This is a genomic window from Schaalia odontolytica (assembly GCF_002847525.1).
Taxonomy (GTDB): Bacteria; Actinomycetota; Actinomycetes; order Actinomycetales; family Actinomycetaceae; genus Pauljensenia; species Pauljensenia odontolytica_B.
In genome coordinates, this window is the sequence record NZ_PKKM01000013.1 from 47,975 (window position 1) to 65,459 (window position 17,485).

Consider the following 17,485-nt stretch of genomic DNA (forward strand, 5'->3'; position numbering starts at 1 on the left):
GTGAATCCTCCTAGTCGTTCCCAGTGTAGCCTCCCGCACACGCTGCGGTCGCCGTCGTCCGCGGGCGCGGTCGGTGCGCATGTCGTAGCGTTGTCCTCGTTTAACGCCGTGCGCGGCGACGATCTGAGAGCGCAGGAGGAATCATGATTAATGCCTACGAGACGGAGGACGGCGTCGTCTTCGACATGAGCAACCTGGAGTGCGAGGCGCTGCGCTCATACGCCGACGGACTCCTGGCTGATCCCGAGCATCCGTTCGTTGAGCTGCTGCGCGGCCAGGGCCTCGTTGTTGGTGATACTCCCGTCCCGCGCCTCGCTGCTCTCCTTCAGGCGTTCTCGCAGGCAACGAAGGTGCTGACCGCCTGGGTCGTCGCTCCGGCTGGGTGCCGCCGATCCACCTTCTTCGTTGGCCCGCACTCCTCTGTGGTGTCACGGTGCGAGGACGGGATGCTACTTCCCGGCGAGGATGACCCGTTGTCGGTGTGGGTGGTTGACTCCGCGCAGCTGCGCGACACGTTCTTCGAGCTCAGCGCCATCGGCGAGCCTTCCGGCGAGGGGGTGTTGCCGACGGCGGTGCCGGCGACGCTCTTCGGTGCCCTCGAACGGGCGGAGGTGACGGAGATACTCGTGGAGGTGCCGAAGGTGGCCCGTGAGATCGCCGAGCTCATCGACACCGAGGTGGACGAGGCGACGGGAGGCTTCTGGGCGGACCTCGCGGATGACTCGTGGGTGGGACTTTCCGTGCGGGTCGTTGATGCGGTGTCGTACCCGAGTCTGTCGGGCGAGAGCTGGCGTTTGCTCGCCACCAGCGAGGAGGTCTGCGAGGTGCTGGCCGGCGTTGAATTCACCGAGCTGTATCCCGACGAGGTGCCCCTGCTGGCGAGCGCAGATGGTGAGTTCTGGGCGGTTGCTGCCCCTTCATCGACGGGGGTGCTCTGGGAAGATATCGAGGATGTTCTCTCCGAGTAGTCCAACTCCTGAACCGCAGATCTCACAGTCTGAGAACGTCGGGTGACAAATTATTTCTGTCCCGATGGTCAGTCGGCCTGTTTGCGGCGTTTTTCCCGGCTTTGGACGCTCGTAGTCCTCTCTTTTGAGGAGGCTGACCGCGTGAGTAGAGAAGTGCTGAAATGTCGCTGAAAAACCCTTGAATGGCGTCTGCAATGTGGTTGACACTTAAATTGGTATGACGGTCAATATCTGTGATATAGCGCGAAAATTCGGGGACTCCTGTCTAACCAGACGGTAGGCTTTATGTTAGGTAACCCACCGTGAATTCCCCGCTCTAAGAGCAAAATTCGCGTACGATAGATACTGTTCAACCACAGATCGTCTACACGTCCAGACAATGAACGGAGAGTTATGTCGGTTCGCAATGCACTGCTCGCGCTTGTTGCGCAGCAGCCCGCCGGTGTCTACCGCCTGAAGCAGATGTTCGAGGAGCAGACGTGCGGAGCATGGCCGCTGAATATCGGCCAGGTCTACCAGACGATGCAGCGCCTCGAGCGCGATGGTCAGGTTGTGTCTCACGCTGAGACCAACGCGGGCCGTGATTCTGAGGTCTTCGAGCTGACCGATGCTGGTCGCGACGTCCTCGCCGCCTGGTGGTCCACACCCGTTCCCCGCGAGCACCCCGAACGTGATGAGCTCGTCATGAAGCTTGCCGTGGCTGCCGCCGACCCGACGGTCGACGTCGAGGCCATGATTCAGACTCAGCGTCGCTCGACCCTGGGTTCCCTGCGTGACGTCACCCGCCTGAAGGCTTCGGCCGATGAGGGTGAGCTCGCATGGAAGCTCATCCTGGAGCGCCACATCTTCGACCTTGAGGCCGAGCTCAACTGGCTCGACCACATCGAGTCCGGTGCGGTCTCCGAGGCCGCGCGTCGTGCCGCCTTCGCTGCCGCGAAGGGTCGCTCGATGAGCTGGGCTCAGGCTGAGGTCAGCATTTCGGAGCGTGCCGGGGTGCGATGAGCCAGCCTGTGCCACTACCGATCCGGATGGTTGGCGTCGGACATGAGTTCGGCGCGGACGGTGTCCGAGTGAGAGCGCTCGACGGGATCGACCTTGAGGTCGCACCCGGCGAGCTTCTCGCTGTTATGGGACCCTCTGGCTCCGGTAAGTCGACGCTCCTGTCGATCGCCGGTGGTCTCGAGCGTCCGATCCGTGGAAGTGTCTTCATTAACGGGGTTGACCTGGCGTCGCTGGACAGCGTGCACCGCGCCGAGGTGCGTCGCCGCTCAATTGGGTACGTCTTCCAGGACTACAACCTGATCCCGTCTCTGTCGGCTCTTGAAAACGTTGAGATGCCGCTGCAGCTCGATGGTGTGAGCCCGTCGAAGGTCCGCTCGGCCGCGATGGCTGCGCTGGAGGAGGTGGGCGTTGCCGACCTGGCAGACCGGTTCCCTGAGCTGCTCTCCGGTGGTCAGCGACAGCGCGTCGCGATCGCCCGCGGGCTCGTGGGTAACCGCTCGGTCATTCTTGCGGATGAACCGACGGGTGCGCTCGATTCTCACACTGGCGAACAGATCATGTTGGTGTTGCGTGATCACATTGATGCCGGTGCAGCCGGTATCCTCGTGACTCATGAGGCCAGAATGGCCGCATGGGCAGATCGAACTGTCTTCCTACGCGACGGTCGCATCGTCGACCGCTCGAGGGGAGACTCGCTGAGGGATCTGCTGGCAGACACAGCACCAAGGATCTAATGAGCAGGCTCAACACACGGATGAGGCGATGGGGAGTAGTACTCCGCATCGCCTCTCGTGATGCGCGCCAAAGCTTGGGGCGCACGCTCACGGCGGTGTTTCTGATCTCGCTGCCGATCATTATCGCGATCGCGGCGATCACCTTCTGGGATGTGACGACCTCGCAGCGCTACCATGCCTCGTCGTGGCTCGGACACCGCAGCGACGTGCAGGCGGTGACGCTGCATCGCTCCTCGAGCGCCCTCGAACAGGACTTTACGGTCGATCGCCTGGCGTCGACGGCCTCGAGCGACGAGGTATCGGTCTCGATGGAGACCCTCAACAGCTGGGTGCCAGCAGGCGACCATCTGATCGCCGTTGACACTCTCTACCAGCTGCGTCTGGAAACGGCTGAGGGCGCGGGCTTCACGGTTGACAATGGCATGCAGACGGCCTCACTCGAAGCTCCGCGTGTCAATGCTGGAGGCAAGACCGGGCCCCTGGCCGCCGGCCACGCCGTTATCTCTCAGGATGTTGCCCGAGCGCTCTCAGTCTCGGTCGGAGACAGCGTCAATCTGTCCCTGACGATCGCTAAGGAACGCGCAACGCAGACCCTTAAGGGAACCGTCGTTATCGATGCACTCATCGGTGGCACCGAGCGCGCCATTATCGGCGACGGAACGCTTCCCATCGATCGCCTTGCCGTCGCGGGGCGCACGCAGACGGCCTGGTACGTGATCGGACCTGTGCCCATCACCTGGGAAAAGGTCCGTGAGCTCAACGCGTCCGGCTTCTCTGTCCTGTCTCGCCAGGTGTTGGCGAACCCGCCCGACGCCTCTGTGCTCTCCCCGCGCCTCGAACAGTACGAGGTATCCCAAAACGCTCGTCGTGCGAACCCCGGCCAGTACCTTCTCCTCGTTGCGGGTATCCTCCTGATCCTCACGGAGATGGTCCTGCTGATCTCGCCGCTGTACACCGTCGCTCAGCGCTCGGTGATGCGCACAGCCGCCATGATCGTTGCGAACGGCGGCGACCGCACGGACGGACGCAGGCTCACTATTGCCCACGGCGTCATCATCGGCATCTACTCGGCGTTTTTTTCTGCCGCCTTGTCTGCGGCCTCCATGGTCGGCATCGGCATGTGGTCGGGCCTGGGCATCGGCATCGTCCCCTGGTGGCCTCTCGCGCTGTCTGTGCTCCTGCCGGTTCTCCTCTCGCTGATGGCGTCCGTGTCCCCGGCGCACACGACCTCCCATATCGACACCTCCGCCGTTATCGGCGGGCGCGTGTGGGAGCCATCCCGCCTGGTGCGACGCCGCATGATCTACCCGCTCGCCCTCCTTGCCGGCCTGCCGCTGCTCGGCCTTGCCGCCTGGCAAGGCTCGATTCTGGTGCTCGTCGTCGGTATCGGTCTGCTCGAGGCGGGCCTGATCGGATCGATCCCCTACATCTTCACCCGGTGGCGCGCTCCCAACCGCCGGGCGTCGATGAGCATGCGCCTCGCCCTGCGCGACGCGGTGCGCAACGGCCATCGTACGTTCCCGGCCATGGCCTCGATCCTGACGACCGTGTTCGTTGCCTGCAGCCTGCTCATCACCCTGTCCTCGTCGAACGAGGCCGGCTGGAACGCTCGCCCCCACGTGGGCCAGCGTGGTCAGATCTTCGTGTCGACCGTCGATCGCACCGAGTCGGTCAAGCGCTCACGTGACCTCATGAAGTCCGCTGTCGATGCCGTCAACGCCCAGCGCGGTGTCACGTCGCAGGTGACGCTCAATGGCCTCGCGTGGAACAGTGGGCCGGGTGGCCCGACCAGCATGGTCGAGGCAGTGCACCCCTACAACGGTTCGACCTTCACGATGTCGGACAAGATTGGCACCATGACGGAGCTGGACCTGGCCTACATGGTCGACGACGGCACGTATCTGCGTGAGGCTGGATACTTCACCAACGAAGACGACATGGTGCGTGCAATCGCGACCCTCAACGCCGGCGGTGTCCTCATTCCCGATCCGCAGTACATCGACGGCGCTGGCCAGGTGACGCTGCGCAGCCTCGATATGAGCGCCATCGCCGAAGCGAAGGCTGCCGGTGCCTCGGACGACAATCTGCCGGACGCCAAGGTGACGACCGTCCAGACCTTCGTCGCCACGCCCCTGACTCGCGTCAACATCATCGTGCTGTCGCCGACCGCAGCGTCCTACCTGGGCCTGCAGGCGCGGCCTCTGGGCGAGCTCCTGACCGTCGAGAAGCAGGTTAGTCCCGTCGACGCTCCGTCGTTCCAGGCGACGATTGCCCGCCAGGTGCCCGGCGCCTCTGCTCAGGTCATTGTTCCGACGATGCGTTCCCTCGTCCTGCCCTACGTTGCAGCGCTTATCGCCGTTGTCGCTGCGGCGGCCACGGTCGCCCTCGTCGTCGCCCTGTCGGCCTCGGACATGCGTCCCGATCTCGATACGCTCGACGCAATCGGTGCGGCCCCCGCGATGCGTCGCCACGTCACCACGTGGCAGGGTATCGTGCTCGCGCTGAATGTCATCCCGACGGCCGTTCTGTCCGGCCTCGTCGTCGGCGTCCTCGCCGTCATTACGTTCGCTAACGCGCATGTATTCTCGACGCTCACTACGCTGCGGCCCATCGTGCCGTGGGGTGCGCTCCTGGGCATGCTCATCGGCATGCCGATCCTGTGCGCGCTCGTCGCGATTGTCCTGACGCCCCGCCACCAGAAGCGTATTCGTCGCATCAACTAGGGGACGTCGATGAGTGAGACCCCCGACGAAGTCGTTATCCCTGCCGGCGCGCTCGCCTCGTCGTCCGTGCGTGTGGATACCTGGCTATGGGCAACCCGGCAGCTGAAGTCACGCTCCCAGGCCACGGCCGCCGTGCGCGCGGGGCACGTGCGCGTCAACGGGGAGCCCGTTAAAGCGGCGTACAAGGTGTGCGTGGGGGACGAGGTACGCCTGCGCATCGAGGGCTTCGACCGCATCCTCGGGGTGGTCCTGCTGCTCAGCAAGCGCGTCTCCTACCCGCAGGCTCGTATCGCCTACGACGACCGCACCCCGGAGCGCCCGCGCATGCACATGCCCGTCGCGATGCGCGAGAAGGGGAGCGGTCGGCCGACCAAGAAGGAGCGCCGCGAGCTCGATAGGCTTCGCGGCTATGACTCCCACGAGCACTACTGAGCGCATCGACGAGGCCCGGGCGCCCCTCCATGAGGTCGTGGCCATGGGCGGGTTGTTTGTCCCGTTGCTCGTGGGGCTCGAATGGCCCTCCTGCTCATCATCAGCCGTGCAAGCAGAGACCCCGCCGCCCACGGGGCGACGGGGTCAGTGTGATCAGGGAAGCCGCGTTACTCGTTCGGGTAGAACCTCTTGAGCTTGATCTCGTAGTACCTGCCCCAGGTGGGGTCGTAGGGGATCTCAAACTGAGTCGTCCCCGTGCCGCTGCTGTCAATGTCGATAGTTGCCACTTCGCCGACGTCATATCCCTTCGATGTGATCCAGCTGCTCGTGGTGTGGATTTTCATTGTGAGCGTGACTGTTGTGGAGGGGAACGCCGCGAGTTCCTTCTTCACGCTGTCGTTCGCGGTGACGGTCGCTGTGCAGGCGAGAGTCGTGTCCGACTCACCAATAGTGCACTCGCTCGTAGTGTCGAAAGCCTCGTTGGGTGTGTTATTGGCGACGAGGTCGTTGATGATGACCTTCTTCTCGCACTGCTGCTTGACAATGCTTCGGACCTCGTCGTTGACGTCGAGGTAAAGGCTGTACAGATCGTCGAAATTCTTGACGTTGTCGGGCGTGATCTGCGAGCACCAGTAGGGGGCGAGCTCCTCGCCGGCCTGCTGGAGGGTTGTGTGTGCCTCGTCCCGCGTGTCTCTGGCGGACTGGCTTGCCTGCGACGTCGAGACCAGGATCATGGCCGTCGCCAAGGCGAGAAGCGCTGCCGCGCCACATGCGAAGCGGTTGTAGAACGACAGGCCCGCGCTCTTGCTGGGCTTTGCGAGGCCGGACGTGGTGGTGTTCGGGTCGCTCACTGGATCGCCTCCTGTACCTTCTGGAGCTGTTCCTTTGCCTCGTTGAGGATGGTCTGCGAACGATGAAGGTCTTCCTGGGCTTTGCCGTGCATGCCCGTGGCTACGATGGTCGATCCGAGGAAGGCGAGTGTCACGATCGAGGCGACAACGGCGAGGACGATCTGTCCGCGGGTAGCCTTGGTGGCAGGTGCCTGGGCTACGGGGGTGAACTGCACCGTGGCGTTGGCGGGTTGCGGCGACGTCTCTGCGGCGGTGGCGTCGGTGGTCTCGCTGGTGGCCGCGGCATCGCCTGCGGCGTTCGGGGTTTCGGAATCCGTGGAGGTGCTGGAAGCGGGCGCGGCCTGATAGCGGTCGGTCCACTGGGTGCCGTCCCACCAGCGCAGCTGGTCAGTTCCTGCAGGGTCTGCGTACCAGCCCTGGACGGGGTTGCTCACGAGGAGCCTCCTTTCACTGTGTCCCGACTATTCTAGGGGAGCTCGAATTTCATTGAATCGGTCAGTGATAGGCCTCACGTCGCATATGGACAGTGAGGTGCGGTGCGATATCTCAGGGAAAGCGATGGTCCCGCCACCCGTGCGGGCAGCGGGACCATCGTGCGATGCTCAGGCTTATTCGTTCGGGAAGTACGACGTCACCTGGATGTCGTAAGCGGTGCCCCAGTTGATATCGATGGGAACATCGAAAGATGTCGTTCCGGATCCGCTCGAATCAAGCGTTATCGTCGCGACGTTGTCGATCACGTGTGGGTCGGTGACTAAGTTCGTCGGAGTGGTGGCGACACGCATCCGCAGGGTCGCGGTCGTCGCCGAGTAGAAGCTGAGTCCCTGCCCCAGCGTGTACGGATTGGTGGCCACGGTAGCAGTGCAGGAAGCAGTATTTTCCGACTCGTTGACGGTGCACTCGGACGTGACTATGAATGCCTCAGTGGGATCGTGCGAGCTAATGAGCTTGGCAACGGCCACTTTCTTATTGCACTGACGTTCGATCTCGCCCTTTTGTTGCGACGACGCTGCGTCGTAGTCCCTAAACAGAGTGGACATCTTGTCGGCGTTCTCCGACGTGATCTGGTCGCACCAGCTGGTCGCCTTGATTTCGAGGGTCCGTCTCTTGGCATTTTCCGTCGCGCTCGTCAGGCTCTTCACCTCGTTGTTACGGGAAATGGCCTGTGAGAAGAGCGTGATCATGGCGACCGCGCTGACGATAACAATGAGGGCCAAGATCCGGTTGACGATAGTCAGGCCACGGACCTTGTGCTGCGGGAAAGACAGGGGGCGGGAGTAGTGTTCGCTCACTTGGCTGCGTCCTTCGCTTCCTGGAGCGTCTGCTCTGCCTGATCGTACAGGGATTGTGCGTTCTGCAGGTCGTTACCGGCACTCACATACGCGCTGCCTGCCAGTGCAGCGCCAGCGATGAAGAAGAACGTCAGGAGTCCCAGGATTCCCGTGGTAACGAGCTGCGAGGCTGGGGGCTGAGCTTTGGGCTTCGCTGCTGCTGGCTTCGCTGCTGGCGGCGTCGCGGCGGGCACCTGGACGGGAGCGCCGGTGGGGGGCTCTTCTACTTGCGCGGCGGGCTGAGGGTGGGTGTCACTAGCTGCTTCGTTGCCGGTGGGTGCAGGGCGGAACTGCTCGCTCCACTGGGTGCCGTCCCACCAGCGCAGCTGGTCGGATCCTTCGGGATCTGCGTACCAGCCCTGGACGGGGTTGCTCACGAGGAGGCTCCTTTCACTGTGTCCCGTCAATTCTAGGCCAGCGTGAATTGATGGAATCTGTTCAGTGATTGGCCTCACGCGTTTGTCAGAGGCTGGTCGGCCACCAGGACGTCATCGAGAAGCCGCACTCGGTCTTGTCGGTCATCGCCGGGTCGTAGGGGACGGAGATTGTGAACGTAGCGGGGGTCCCCGGCGTGAGTGTCACCGTCGTCGTCCCCTGGTAGGGGGAGGAGGGGCTCAGCGTGGTTCCCTTGTCGAGTGTGTAGCCGGAAATCGTGAGCTCAAGGGGGCCGAGCGAGGAGATGGCACTCGTGGAGCTCAGCGTGATGGTGCCGTTGATTGTCGTGGTCACCTGGTCGGTCGTGCACTCCGGGACTCCGGGGCTGAATGCGGCCTCGGCACCGGCGCGCTGCGCGTTGGCGTACGTCTCCTTGGGGGCGCACTCCTCGTGAATGGCGTCCTTGACGGCCTGCGTCGCCGAATCGTAGGACTTAATGGCGTCGCGGATCGATGCCGCCCTCTCTCGGGTGATGGAATCGCACCACGCCTTGGCGTCCTTGTGAACGTTGGCGGCGTCAAGGCGTGTCTTCGCGTCTGCGATCTGCTGGTCGACCGCAGCCTTCTCGGACTGAGCCTGCTCGGCCTGTGTGTCGTAGCTGGACGCCGAGTGCGAGCGCCAGGCGTTAATTCCGCCGACGACGGCTGACAGGATGATGAAAATGACAGCGAGGGCGGCGCCCGCGACGGTCGCGGCGCGTAGGGGGGCGGGTGCGCTCACTTCTGGGCCTCCTCAATCTGTCGGTTGATGTCTGCGAGGGTGGACTGCGCGGTATCGAGTTCCTGCTGCGCGGTTTCGGCGCGGCTCTTCGCCTCATCGTGGATGCGGCCGCTGGCGCCCAGGTGGGACCATGCGACTACGAGGACCGTGATGAAAACGGCGACAAGCATCCAGGAGGCGACGCAGCCGAGCGTCCACTTGAGGGTGCCGGAGCGTTTCTGCGCCTCCCGAGGGCTCGTGGCGTCGCCGGGCATCGGGACGGGGGTATCGTTCCCCTCGTTCATGGACGAGGCGGGGGCGGGCTCCCATGCGCCCGTTTCCTCGGGGGAGGGAATGGGGTCGGAGACCTCCCAGTGCGCGGGATCGTCCGGGGAGGGGATCGGGGGGATCTCGGCGTTGGCCTCGGCCGCCGCGGTCGAAACGACGTGTTCGGGCTGAGCGTACTGCGGGGCTTCGTCGTAGGCGGGGATCGCCTCAGCCTGTACGGGAGTTGCTCCGGCCTGCGTGGGCGCCGCCTCGTAGGGCTCGACGTACTCAGTCCAGGCGTGGCCGTCCCACCAGCGCAGCTGTGCGGCGCCGGTCGGATCGGCGTACCAGCCTTCCGCAGGTTCGCTCATTGTGGTTCACTCTCCCGTGTCATATCAAAACCGAGTGTCTGGTCAGGGAGTCTAGTCGCCTGAGGGATGGTGGGCAACTATGTGCTCAGACCCCGCTGGGCCAGATGCTTACAGCGCGGATACCGCAGGATCCCGAGTCAAAGGAAGGTAGTGGAACGTTCGATGTCAGTGTGCCCGTTCCTCCCGCGGGAACAGTGATTGTCTGCTTGTCCACAGGTTGATGACCCTTGGTGGTAGAACCAGGGACGAGGTAGACCTCGACGGTGACGTCGTACGCCGATGCGCCAGCCAGGTTTGCTCCGGTAATGGAGATGGATCCCGAGATCGTCGCCGAGGAAGCTCCACCCGAGCAGGCGGTAGTTTCTGCCTTGAGTGCTCCCTGCGCGGTATCCTTCGCGTATGCCTCGATAAAGCTCTTCTTCTGCGGGCAAATCTGGCCGATGACCTCGCGTCGTGTCGCCGTCAGTGACGAGTAGTCACGCGCAACCCTGTCGAGCGTGTCGAAATCTGCTTTCGCGCTCGTCAGACCGTCGCACCATGCCTGGGCTTCCTTCTTATTGGTCGCCTCGGTGATCTTGGTGCGGGTCGTCGCAGTCTCGGTCTCTGTCTCCTTCGTCTTCTCGCGCAGGGATTGGGCGTCGCTCTGCGCCTGCCTGGCGGACTCTGAACGTGAGTGCGCGGTGAGCCCCAGGACCACCGACAGGATGAGGAAGAGGACCGCGAGGGCGGCGCCAATAGTCGTCAGTACTTTCAGGCCGCTGTGGGATCCTGCCGGATTCTGCGCGGGCGCCGGAGCGGGGGTAGGAACGTAACTCACTGCTGCAACTCCTCGAGTTCCTTCTTAGCTTGATCAAGCTCCTTTTGTGCCTGGTCGTACTGCCTTTGAGCCTCGTCGCGTTCTTGGACCGCGGGCGTGAGTTCGGCGCGCGCGTGCGAATAGGAGCTGCCCGCGATAATCGTCGTCACTCCGAAAATGACGACAGCCGCCCACACCGCAACTGTCGCGAGCTTCCAACGCGAGGTGTTCTTCGGCGTCTTCGTGTTTGCGGCCTTGTTGTCCCGCGCGTCCTTCTTCGGCTGGTTGAAGGTCGGTTCGGAGCCGTAGGGGCTGGAGGACACGGTAGGGGCCTGCTTGTTCGAAGGCAGGTGAGGGCCCTTCGGGGCAGAGGTCTGCTGCGCGCTGGCCCCCTGTGCGACGGCGGCCTGCGCGCTGTCGGGGGCGCCGGGATTGGGTGCGCCTGTCGGCATGGCCTGCATCGGCGCTTGCTGCCCCATCCCCTGCTGGGGAAACCCCTGTGTCTGCATGCCATGTTGTGGCATGCCCTGGTGGGGGATCCCCTGCTGTGGCATGCGCTGCTGCTGTGTGGGCATCGGCTGGTACTGTTCCGTCCACGAGCCGCCGTTCCACCAGCGCAGGCGCTGGCTGCCGACAGGATCCGGGTACCATCCGGCTGCTGGTTGAGACATGATCGTCCTTTCAGTTCCTGGCACCAGTGTAACCAATCCGTGAGGTTCATAACGCAGGCAATATGACAGTCGCGGGGAACGCCGGACGCATGACAGGTACTCTGAAAGCTATGGCCTCTCTTTTCGCGTCTTCACCCCTGCTCGCACTGTTTGTCGTTGTTGCGTTGGGTGCGGCGATTGGGGCCATTCGGATCGGCCCGCTGCGCTTCGGGGCGGCGGGTGCTCTCTTCGTCGGCCTCATCGTTTCGGCGCTGCATCCCGAGGTTGTCAGCACCCACATGTCGATCGTCCAGCCGATGGGCCTGGCCTTCTTCGTGTATTGCGTCGGCATTTCCGCGGGTGCCACCTTTTTCCAAGATTTGCGTAAGCAGACGAACCTCCTCGCCCTCACCACGATCGTATGCGTCGTGGGTGCGCTCATCGCGCTCGCGGGAGGCCGCCTCCTCGGCCTGTCTTCGGGCTTGACCTCGGGCCTGTTTACGGGTGCTCTGACGGCCGCTCCCGCCCTCGACACGGCCACCCGCCTCACGGGAGATCCCAACGCGGCGGTCGGCTACGCCTTCGGCTATCCGGTGGGTGTCATCGGCGGCATCCTCATCGTCACGATCACCGTGACGAGGAAGTGGGTCGGCCCCAAGGACACGCCTTCCCTCGCGGGGGCGTCCCTGGAGGCCGTGAGTATTCATGTCTCCAAGCACATCAACACGCGCGACATCGACGCGTGGCGCGATCAGCGCGTGCGCCTGTCCTACCTGCGTCGTGACGGGCGCACCCGCGTCACCGCTCCCGGCGAGGACCTGTTGCCGGGCGACCATGTCGTCATGGTCGGCGATCCCGCGTCGATCAAAGAGACGGCGCCCCTCGTCGGCGAGATCCTCGACCACAACCTCGAGGACGACCGTTCCGACCTTGCTTTCGAGCGCATCGTCGTGTCCAACCCCGACGTCGCCGGCCGCAGCGTCTCCGAACTCAATGTCACCAAGCGCTTCGGTGCTGTTATCACGCGCGTGCGCCGTGGCGACCTGGACCTCCTGGCCCGCGACGACCTTGACCTGCAGCTCGGCGATCACGTCGCCGTCGTCGTTCCCACGGATGAGCTCGACGGCATCGCCGAGTGGCTCGGCGACTCCGAGCGCCGCGTCGCTGAGGTGGACGGCATGGCCTTCGGCATCGGCCTCGTCCTGGGCCTGCTGCTCGGCGTCGTCTCCTTCCCACTGCCCGGCGGCCAGGGTTTCCAGCTGGGAGCCGCCGCGGGCCCCCTGATCGTCGGCATGCTGCTCGGCGCCCTGCGCCGCACCGGCCCCCTCGTGTGGACCCTACCCGCCGCCGCGAACCTGACGATCCGACAGATCGGCCTCATGCTCTTCCTCGCCGCCCTGGGCCTCAACGCAGGCCCGCAGTTCGCGAGCCTGCTCGGCAGCCCCGAGGGCTGGCGCGCCGCCCTCCTCGCCGCCGTCATGGTCGTCGTCTGCTGCGTCATCCAGGCTCTCGGCGCGAAGTTCATCGGACTGTCCTCCGCGCGTGCCGCCGGCGGCATCGCGGGCTTCCTCGGCCAGCCTGCCGTCCTGCAGGCCGCCGAGGCCCGTGTCACCGACGAGCGTATCGAGGCCGCCTACGCGACTCTCTTCGCCTTCGCGATCATCGTTAAGATCCTGCTCCTGCCGGTCATCACCTCGTTCCTGTGAGCGCCGTAGACTAGGGCCATGGCTACCCCCGACTTCGTCCTCGAATTGCGCCGTCACGTCGGTCATGCGCCCCTGTGGATGCCCGGCACGACCGTCGTTATCCTGCGTCCTGCCCCGGACCGTGCGGCGATCGACTGGGAGCGCCCCCTCTCGCCCGAGGACGTCGAGATCCTGTGCGTGCGCCGCTCCGATAACGGCGCCTGGACACCCGTGACCGGCATCGTCGACCCGGGCGAGGAGCCCGCGGCCGCCGCGGCCCGCGAGGCCTTGGAGGAGGCCGATGTTCGCATCGAGGTTCGTCGCCTCCTCTCCGTCGAGGTCGTCGGCCCCGTCACCTACGACAACGGTGACGTCACCACCTACCTGGACGTGGCCTTCGCAGCTGAGTGGGTGAGTGGCGAGCCGAGGCCCGCCGACGGCGAAAACAGCGAGACCGCATTCTTCCGCGGCGACCAGCTTCCGCCCATGAACGACCGCTTCCGCCGCGCCGTCGCCAAGGCGCTGAGCGCCCGCCCCGACGCGGACTTTCTCACCGCCTGACGGCGCGTGACCCGCGGGCAGGCCCCGGCCTCGTCCCCGTCTGCGCGGAAAAGCTTGTGTTTGCGTCAAACGCCTTGCGGGACTGAAGTCCTAGTGGTGGAATGGGTGCATGGATACACCTAACGAGATCGTTTACACCGTCACCGCCGACTCCACTGGTGGTCGCGCCGGCACCTCCTCCGTCCCCGCGCTCGGCATCAGCCACGTCATGCGCATGCCCAAGGAACTGGGCGGCCCCGGCGACGGCCCCAACCCCGAAGCCCTCTTCGCCATGGGCTACGGCGCCTGCTTCCAGGGCGCCATGGGCCTGGCCGCCAAGGAACTGGGCATCGACACCAAGGACTCCGTCGTGCGCACCACGATCGGCCTTGGCCCCGAGGGCGACTCCTTCGCCCTCACCGCCGACATCGAGGTCTTCATCCCCGGCGTCGAGCTCGACCGCGCCCAGGCCCTCGTCGACCGCGCGCACCAGCTGTGCCCCTACTCCAAGGCCACGCGCGGCAACGTGCCCGTCACCGTCACTGCGGTCGCCAACCTCTGAGCGCACCCGATAGACGAAAGAACCCCAGCCTCGCCGATTGATTGACGAGGCTGGGGTTTCTCCATGTGCGCGAGTGTCAGGCGCCCTGCCAGTACGCCGCAAGCACCCGCGAGAGGTCGAGAAGGTCATCCACGTGGCTCATCTCGCGCGCCGAGTGCATCGACAGCAGGCCTACGCCCACATCCACCGTCAGGATCCCCAGCCGGGTCGCCGTGATCGGACCGATCGTCGTCCCACACGGCATCGCGTTGTTGCCCACGAAGCTCTGTGAGGCCACGCCCGCCGCCGCGCACGCACGATTCCACAGGGCGATGCCCTCGCCGTCCGTCGCGTAACGCTGCTTCGAGTTGATCTTGATAATTGGGCCGCGGCCCATCATCGGACGGTTATCCGGATCGTGGTGGCCCGCGTAGTTCGGGTGCACCGAATGCGCCGCGTCCGCGCTCACGCACGACGAGGCCGCGAGCATCCGCTCGAAACCGTCCTCGTCGCGGCCCAGAGCCTTCGCCGTGCGGCGCAGCACCGTCTCCAGGATCGGGCCCGCCGCACCCGTGCGCGACTCGGAGCCCACCTCCTCGTGATCGAAACACATGAACACCGTGACGTCGCCGCCCGCGGGCGTGCCCTGTGCGGCCAGGCGCTCCAGGGCCACCAGGCCCGGGTGCACGCTCGACAGGTTGTCCTGGCGCGAGGCCGCGATGAACTGGCCCTTGTCACCGAAGAAGCCCGGCCCCTGGCTGGGGGTGAGGATCAGGTCGAACGCCGCGACCTGCGAGGCGTCATCCAGGCCCGCCGTGCGCGCTACGTACTCCAGCACGTTGCCGTACGGGTTATCCACCGTCCACACCGGGTGCAGGTGCTTCTGCGGATCCAGCTTCAGACCGCCCGGATTCACGTCGCGATCCAGGTGGATCGCCAGCTGCGGGATGCGAGCGATCGGGCCCGTGCGGGCCAGGATGACCTCGCCACTATTCAGGACCAGGCGGCCCGCCAGCGTCAGCTCGCGATCCAGCCACGAGTTCCACATCATGCCGCCGTACACCTCGACGTCGATCTGGCCCCAGCCATCCGGCGTCGTCGACTGCACCGACGGCTTCACCGAGAAGGCCGGCGAATCCGTATGCGCGCCCACGATACGGAAGCCCGCGTCATCGGCAACCGTCTCGGGCACGAACCACGCGGCCACCGCGCCACCGCGCACCATCACGTGACCGCCCGGGGAGGCGTCCCACGCGCCCTTCTCGTCGATGCGCGTAAAGCCGGCGTCCACCAGGCGCTGCGCCACGACCTCGGCGGCGTGATAGGGGGAAGGAGAATCAAGAAGGAAATGCTGATAGTCCACCGCGTTCGCGTGGACCTCGTCCAGTTCAAGCTGTGCCATACCTCAATGGTAGAACGCCGCGCGTGGCGTGGCCTACGCTTGAGGCATGAGTGAGATCCCCGCATACACCCTGAACGACGGCCTGGACGTCCCCGCTATCGCGCTGGGCACCTACAACCTGCGCGGCTCCTCGGGTGTGTCCTCCATGGTGTCGGGCATCGAGGCCGGCTACCGCATGCTGGATAGCGCCTTCAACTACGAAAACGAAGGCGCCCTCGGGGCGGCGGTGCGTCGCTGCGGCATCCCCCGCGAGGAGCTGCGACTCGTGTCCAAGCTTCCCGGGCGCCACCAGCGCTACGACGAGGCCGTCTACACCCTCGAAGAATCCCTCATGCGCGCCGGCCTGGACTACTGGGACATGTATCTGATCCACTGGCCCAACCCCAAGCGCGGCCTCTACGTCGAGGCCTTCCAAGCCCTGCTGGACGCCCGCGACCGCGGCCTGATCCGCTCCGTCGGCGTGTGCAACTTCCTGCCCGAACACCTCGACCGCGTGCACGCCGAGACCGGCGAGTACCCGAGCGTCAACCAGATCGAGCTGCACCCCTACTTCCCGCAGGCCTCTGCCCTGGCCTATCACGCGCAGGTCGGTGTGCTCACCGAGTCCTGGAGCCCGCTGGGGCGCAAGTGGCGCATCGTCGAAGACCCCGCGATTGTCTCCCTTGCCTCCGAGGCGGGCGTGTCCCCGTCGCGCCTCATCCTGCGCTGGCACTACCAGCTCGGCGCCATGCCCCTGCCCAAGTCCGGTAACCCTGAGCGCCAACGCGAGAACCTCGACATCTTCTCCTTCTCGCTGTCGCCTGAGCAGATGGCTGCGATCAGCGCGCTGGGCCGCCCCGACGGCCGCCAGGCCGACCAGAACCCGGAGTACTATGAGGAGTTCTGAGGCTTCTCCGTTCGGTGGTGCTTGTGGCGCCGCCAGATCTCCGGCCGCCGCGTGGCCTGCCCGCCCGCTCGTCGTCCGCGCCGCGAGCTTCGCTCGGCGCGTCGTCTCGAAGCCCGGCCAGGCCCCGCAGGCCCCGCGGCGGCCTCCAATCGGGCGGGGCCTGTCGCTGTGCGTGGCTCGGCGCGTCGTCTCGAAGCCCGGCCAGGCCCCGCGGCGGCCTCCAATCGGGTGGGGCTTGTTGTCTGTGTGTTGCCCAGGCCCTGCCACCGCCCACGGGCACCGCGTCAGGTCCCTCCGGACCCTCCGGTGCCCTCCACGCGTGCGGTGCTTCGCAATTTCGCATGCAATTCCCCGGACAGTATTTCAGATCTTGTAATCGGATCGTTGCTATTCTGCGGTTTTTGGGCGTGCGTTGATTCTTGCACTGGGGAAATTGCATGCGAAATTTGTGAGTCCGCGACCCGCCTATCTGCTGTTGGCCCCGCGTCGGTGGGACTGTTGCTAGGCGAAGAATGTCTCGCCTACGCGTGCCGCAGCTAGGCTCGCAGGCCATGCGGCGACCTTCGCGCCAGCCGCGTTGGGGTGCTAGTGAGTGCCTTGCCCCAGTAATTTCGCACGTAATTCCCTGGCGGCTACTTCAAACCTTGAATTCACGTCGTTGCAATTGCAACGTTTGTGGATGGTCTCCAAAAGTGACCGCGGGAAATTACGTGCGATTTTTGTCTGGCTTGGCTCTGCCGCTGACTGTGGGCATGACGAGTGGCTTCTCTGCCTCAGCATTCACAAAAATGCTTGTTGCGGCGAGGCGTACACCCGATCGGGAAGATTCAACCTCTTCTGATCGGGTTGAATCTTCCCGATGAGGTTGAACGTGACCGATGGGGTTGAATCCTCCGGCCCCTCCAGGCCCTCCATGCTGGCAGCGCGGTCCGAAATCGCGGTTACGCTTGTCGCCCGTGGGTATTGCACTACTTGGGGAGCCATTGCACTGCTTTGTTGCTAGTGCAATGCTGCGCTACCTAGTGCATTGCCTTCCAAAATAGTCCAGCGGTGTCGACGTCTGCGCAGTAGCGTCCCGCATAGTGGTGTAACCGTGTGGTGGTCGGCCTGTTTGATATGGGTGCGGTCACCGTGTGATCCTTCGAGAAAGCTCTCTACTTCTGACTCGAAAC

At 64.7% G+C, this 17,485-nt stretch carries 18 protein-coding genes; 9 read left to right on the top strand and 9 right to left on the bottom strand.

Going from position 1 to position 17,485, the window contains the following annotated elements:
* Positions 1-143: 143 nt before the first annotated feature.
* The 5 genes from CYJ22_RS08925 (at position 144) to CYJ22_RS08945 (ending at position 5,859) form a co-directional block, all read left to right on the top strand.
* Positions 144-968: a hypothetical protein gene (locus tag CYJ22_RS08925; RefSeq protein WP_007588015.1), complete on the top strand. Its 825-nt coding sequence runs from the start codon at positions 144-146 to the stop codon at positions 966-968.
* Between the two features lie 393 nt (positions 969-1,361).
* Complete coding sequence (locus CYJ22_RS08930) at positions 1,362-1,970, top strand: PadR family transcriptional regulator (protein WP_101602360.1); 609 nt, start codon at positions 1,362-1,364, stop codon at positions 1,968-1,970.
* Positions 1,967-2,704 carry an ABC transporter ATP-binding protein gene (locus CYJ22_RS08935; protein WP_101602361.1) on the top strand — a complete coding sequence of 246 codons (738 nt, stop codon included), beginning with the start codon at positions 1,967-1,969 and terminating at the stop codon, positions 2,702-2,704. Before CYJ22_RS08930 ends, CYJ22_RS08935 begins: the two co-directional genes overlap by 4 nt.
* A gap of 20 nt (positions 2,705-2,724) precedes the next feature.
* Positions 2,725-5,427, top strand: coding sequence for an ABC transporter permease (locus tag CYJ22_RS08940; RefSeq protein WP_101602362.1), 2,703 nt, complete (start codon positions 2,725-2,727; stop codon positions 5,425-5,427).
* A gap of 9 nt (positions 5,428-5,436) precedes the next feature.
* A complete protein-coding gene (locus tag CYJ22_RS08945) occupies positions 5,437-5,859 on the top strand; it encodes an RNA-binding S4 domain-containing protein (protein WP_101602363.1) in 423 nt (140 codons plus the stop codon).
* Positions 5,860-6,026: 167 nt separating this feature from the next.
* Here CYJ22_RS08945 and CYJ22_RS08950 read toward each other — a convergent pair whose 3' ends face one another.
* From CYJ22_RS08950 to CYJ22_RS08985, 8 genes are all read right to left on the bottom strand, one after another.
* Entirely contained in the window at positions 6,027-6,710 is a 684-nt protein-coding gene (locus CYJ22_RS08950) for a hypothetical protein (RefSeq protein WP_101602364.1), read from the bottom strand.
* Complete coding sequence (locus CYJ22_RS08955; protein WP_101602365.1) at positions 6,707-7,144, bottom strand: DUF2510 domain-containing protein; 438 nt, start codon at positions 7,142-7,144, stop codon at positions 6,707-6,709. The genes CYJ22_RS08950 and CYJ22_RS08955 overlap by 4 nt, the downstream gene beginning before the upstream one ends.
* Positions 7,145-7,318: 174 nt before the next feature.
* The gene (locus tag CYJ22_RS08960; protein WP_007588007.1) at positions 7,319-8,002 is read right to left on the bottom strand and encodes a hypothetical protein; all 684 of its coding nucleotides are present in this window, start codon (positions 8,000-8,002) and stop codon (positions 7,319-7,321) included.
* Positions 7,999-8,418 (bottom strand): DUF2510 domain-containing protein, encoded by a 420-nt coding sequence (locus CYJ22_RS08965; protein ID WP_101602366.1) that lies wholly within the window; start codon positions 8,416-8,418, stop codon positions 7,999-8,001. Before CYJ22_RS08965 ends, CYJ22_RS08960 begins: the two co-directional genes overlap by 4 nt.
* Before the next feature lie 85 nt (positions 8,419-8,503).
* Positions 8,504-9,196, bottom strand: coding sequence for a hypothetical protein (locus CYJ22_RS08970; RefSeq protein ID WP_007587998.1), 693 nt, complete (start codon positions 9,194-9,196; stop codon positions 8,504-8,506).
* A complete protein-coding gene (locus tag CYJ22_RS08975; protein ID WP_007588036.1) occupies positions 9,193-9,813 on the bottom strand; it encodes a DUF2510 domain-containing protein in 621 nt (206 codons plus the stop codon). The genes CYJ22_RS08970 and CYJ22_RS08975 overlap by 4 nt, the downstream gene beginning before the upstream one ends.
* 85 nt (positions 9,814-9,898) lie before the next feature.
* A complete protein-coding gene (locus CYJ22_RS08980) occupies positions 9,899-10,630 on the bottom strand; it encodes a hypothetical protein (RefSeq protein WP_007588005.1) in 732 nt (243 codons plus the stop codon).
* A complete protein-coding gene (locus tag CYJ22_RS08985; protein ID WP_007588011.1) occupies positions 10,627-11,280 on the bottom strand; it encodes a DUF2510 domain-containing protein in 654 nt (217 codons plus the stop codon). Before CYJ22_RS08985 ends, CYJ22_RS08980 begins: the two co-directional genes overlap by 4 nt.
* A gap of 110 nt (positions 11,281-11,390) precedes the next feature.
* Between CYJ22_RS08985 and CYJ22_RS08990 the strand changes: the two genes are divergently transcribed.
* The 3 genes from CYJ22_RS08990 to CYJ22_RS09000 all read left to right on the top strand — a co-directional run bounded on the left by CYJ22_RS08990 (position 11,391) and on the right by CYJ22_RS09000 (position 14,046).
* On the top strand, positions 11,391-12,965 hold the full coding sequence (locus tag CYJ22_RS08990) for an aspartate:alanine exchanger family transporter (protein ID WP_007588021.1): 1,575 nt from the start codon (positions 11,391-11,393) through the stop codon (positions 12,963-12,965).
* Between the two features lie 18 nt (positions 12,966-12,983).
* Positions 12,984-13,505: an NUDIX domain-containing protein gene (locus CYJ22_RS08995; protein ID WP_007588001.1), complete on the top strand. Its 522-nt coding sequence runs from the start codon at positions 12,984-12,986 to the stop codon at positions 13,503-13,505.
* Between the two features lie 109 nt (positions 13,506-13,614).
* Positions 13,615-14,046 carry an Ohr family peroxiredoxin gene (locus tag CYJ22_RS09000; protein ID WP_101602367.1) on the top strand — a complete coding sequence of 144 codons (432 nt, stop codon included), beginning with the start codon at positions 13,615-13,617 and terminating at the stop codon, positions 14,044-14,046.
* A gap of 76 nt (positions 14,047-14,122) precedes the next feature.
* Here CYJ22_RS09000 and CYJ22_RS09005 read toward each other — a convergent pair whose 3' ends face one another.
* Positions 14,123-15,427, bottom strand: a complete 1,305-nt coding sequence (locus CYJ22_RS09005) for a M18 family aminopeptidase (RefSeq protein ID WP_101602368.1) — start codon at positions 15,425-15,427, stop codon at positions 14,123-14,125.
* A 46-nt stretch (positions 15,428-15,473) separates the two neighbouring features.
* On the opposite strand from CYJ22_RS09005, the gene CYJ22_RS09010 reads away from it, so the two are divergent.
* Positions 15,474-16,313, top strand: a complete 840-nt coding sequence (locus CYJ22_RS09010; RefSeq protein WP_101602369.1) for an aldo/keto reductase — start codon at positions 15,474-15,476, stop codon at positions 16,311-16,313.
* The last annotated feature ends 1,172 nt before the right edge of the window (positions 16,314-17,485 follow it).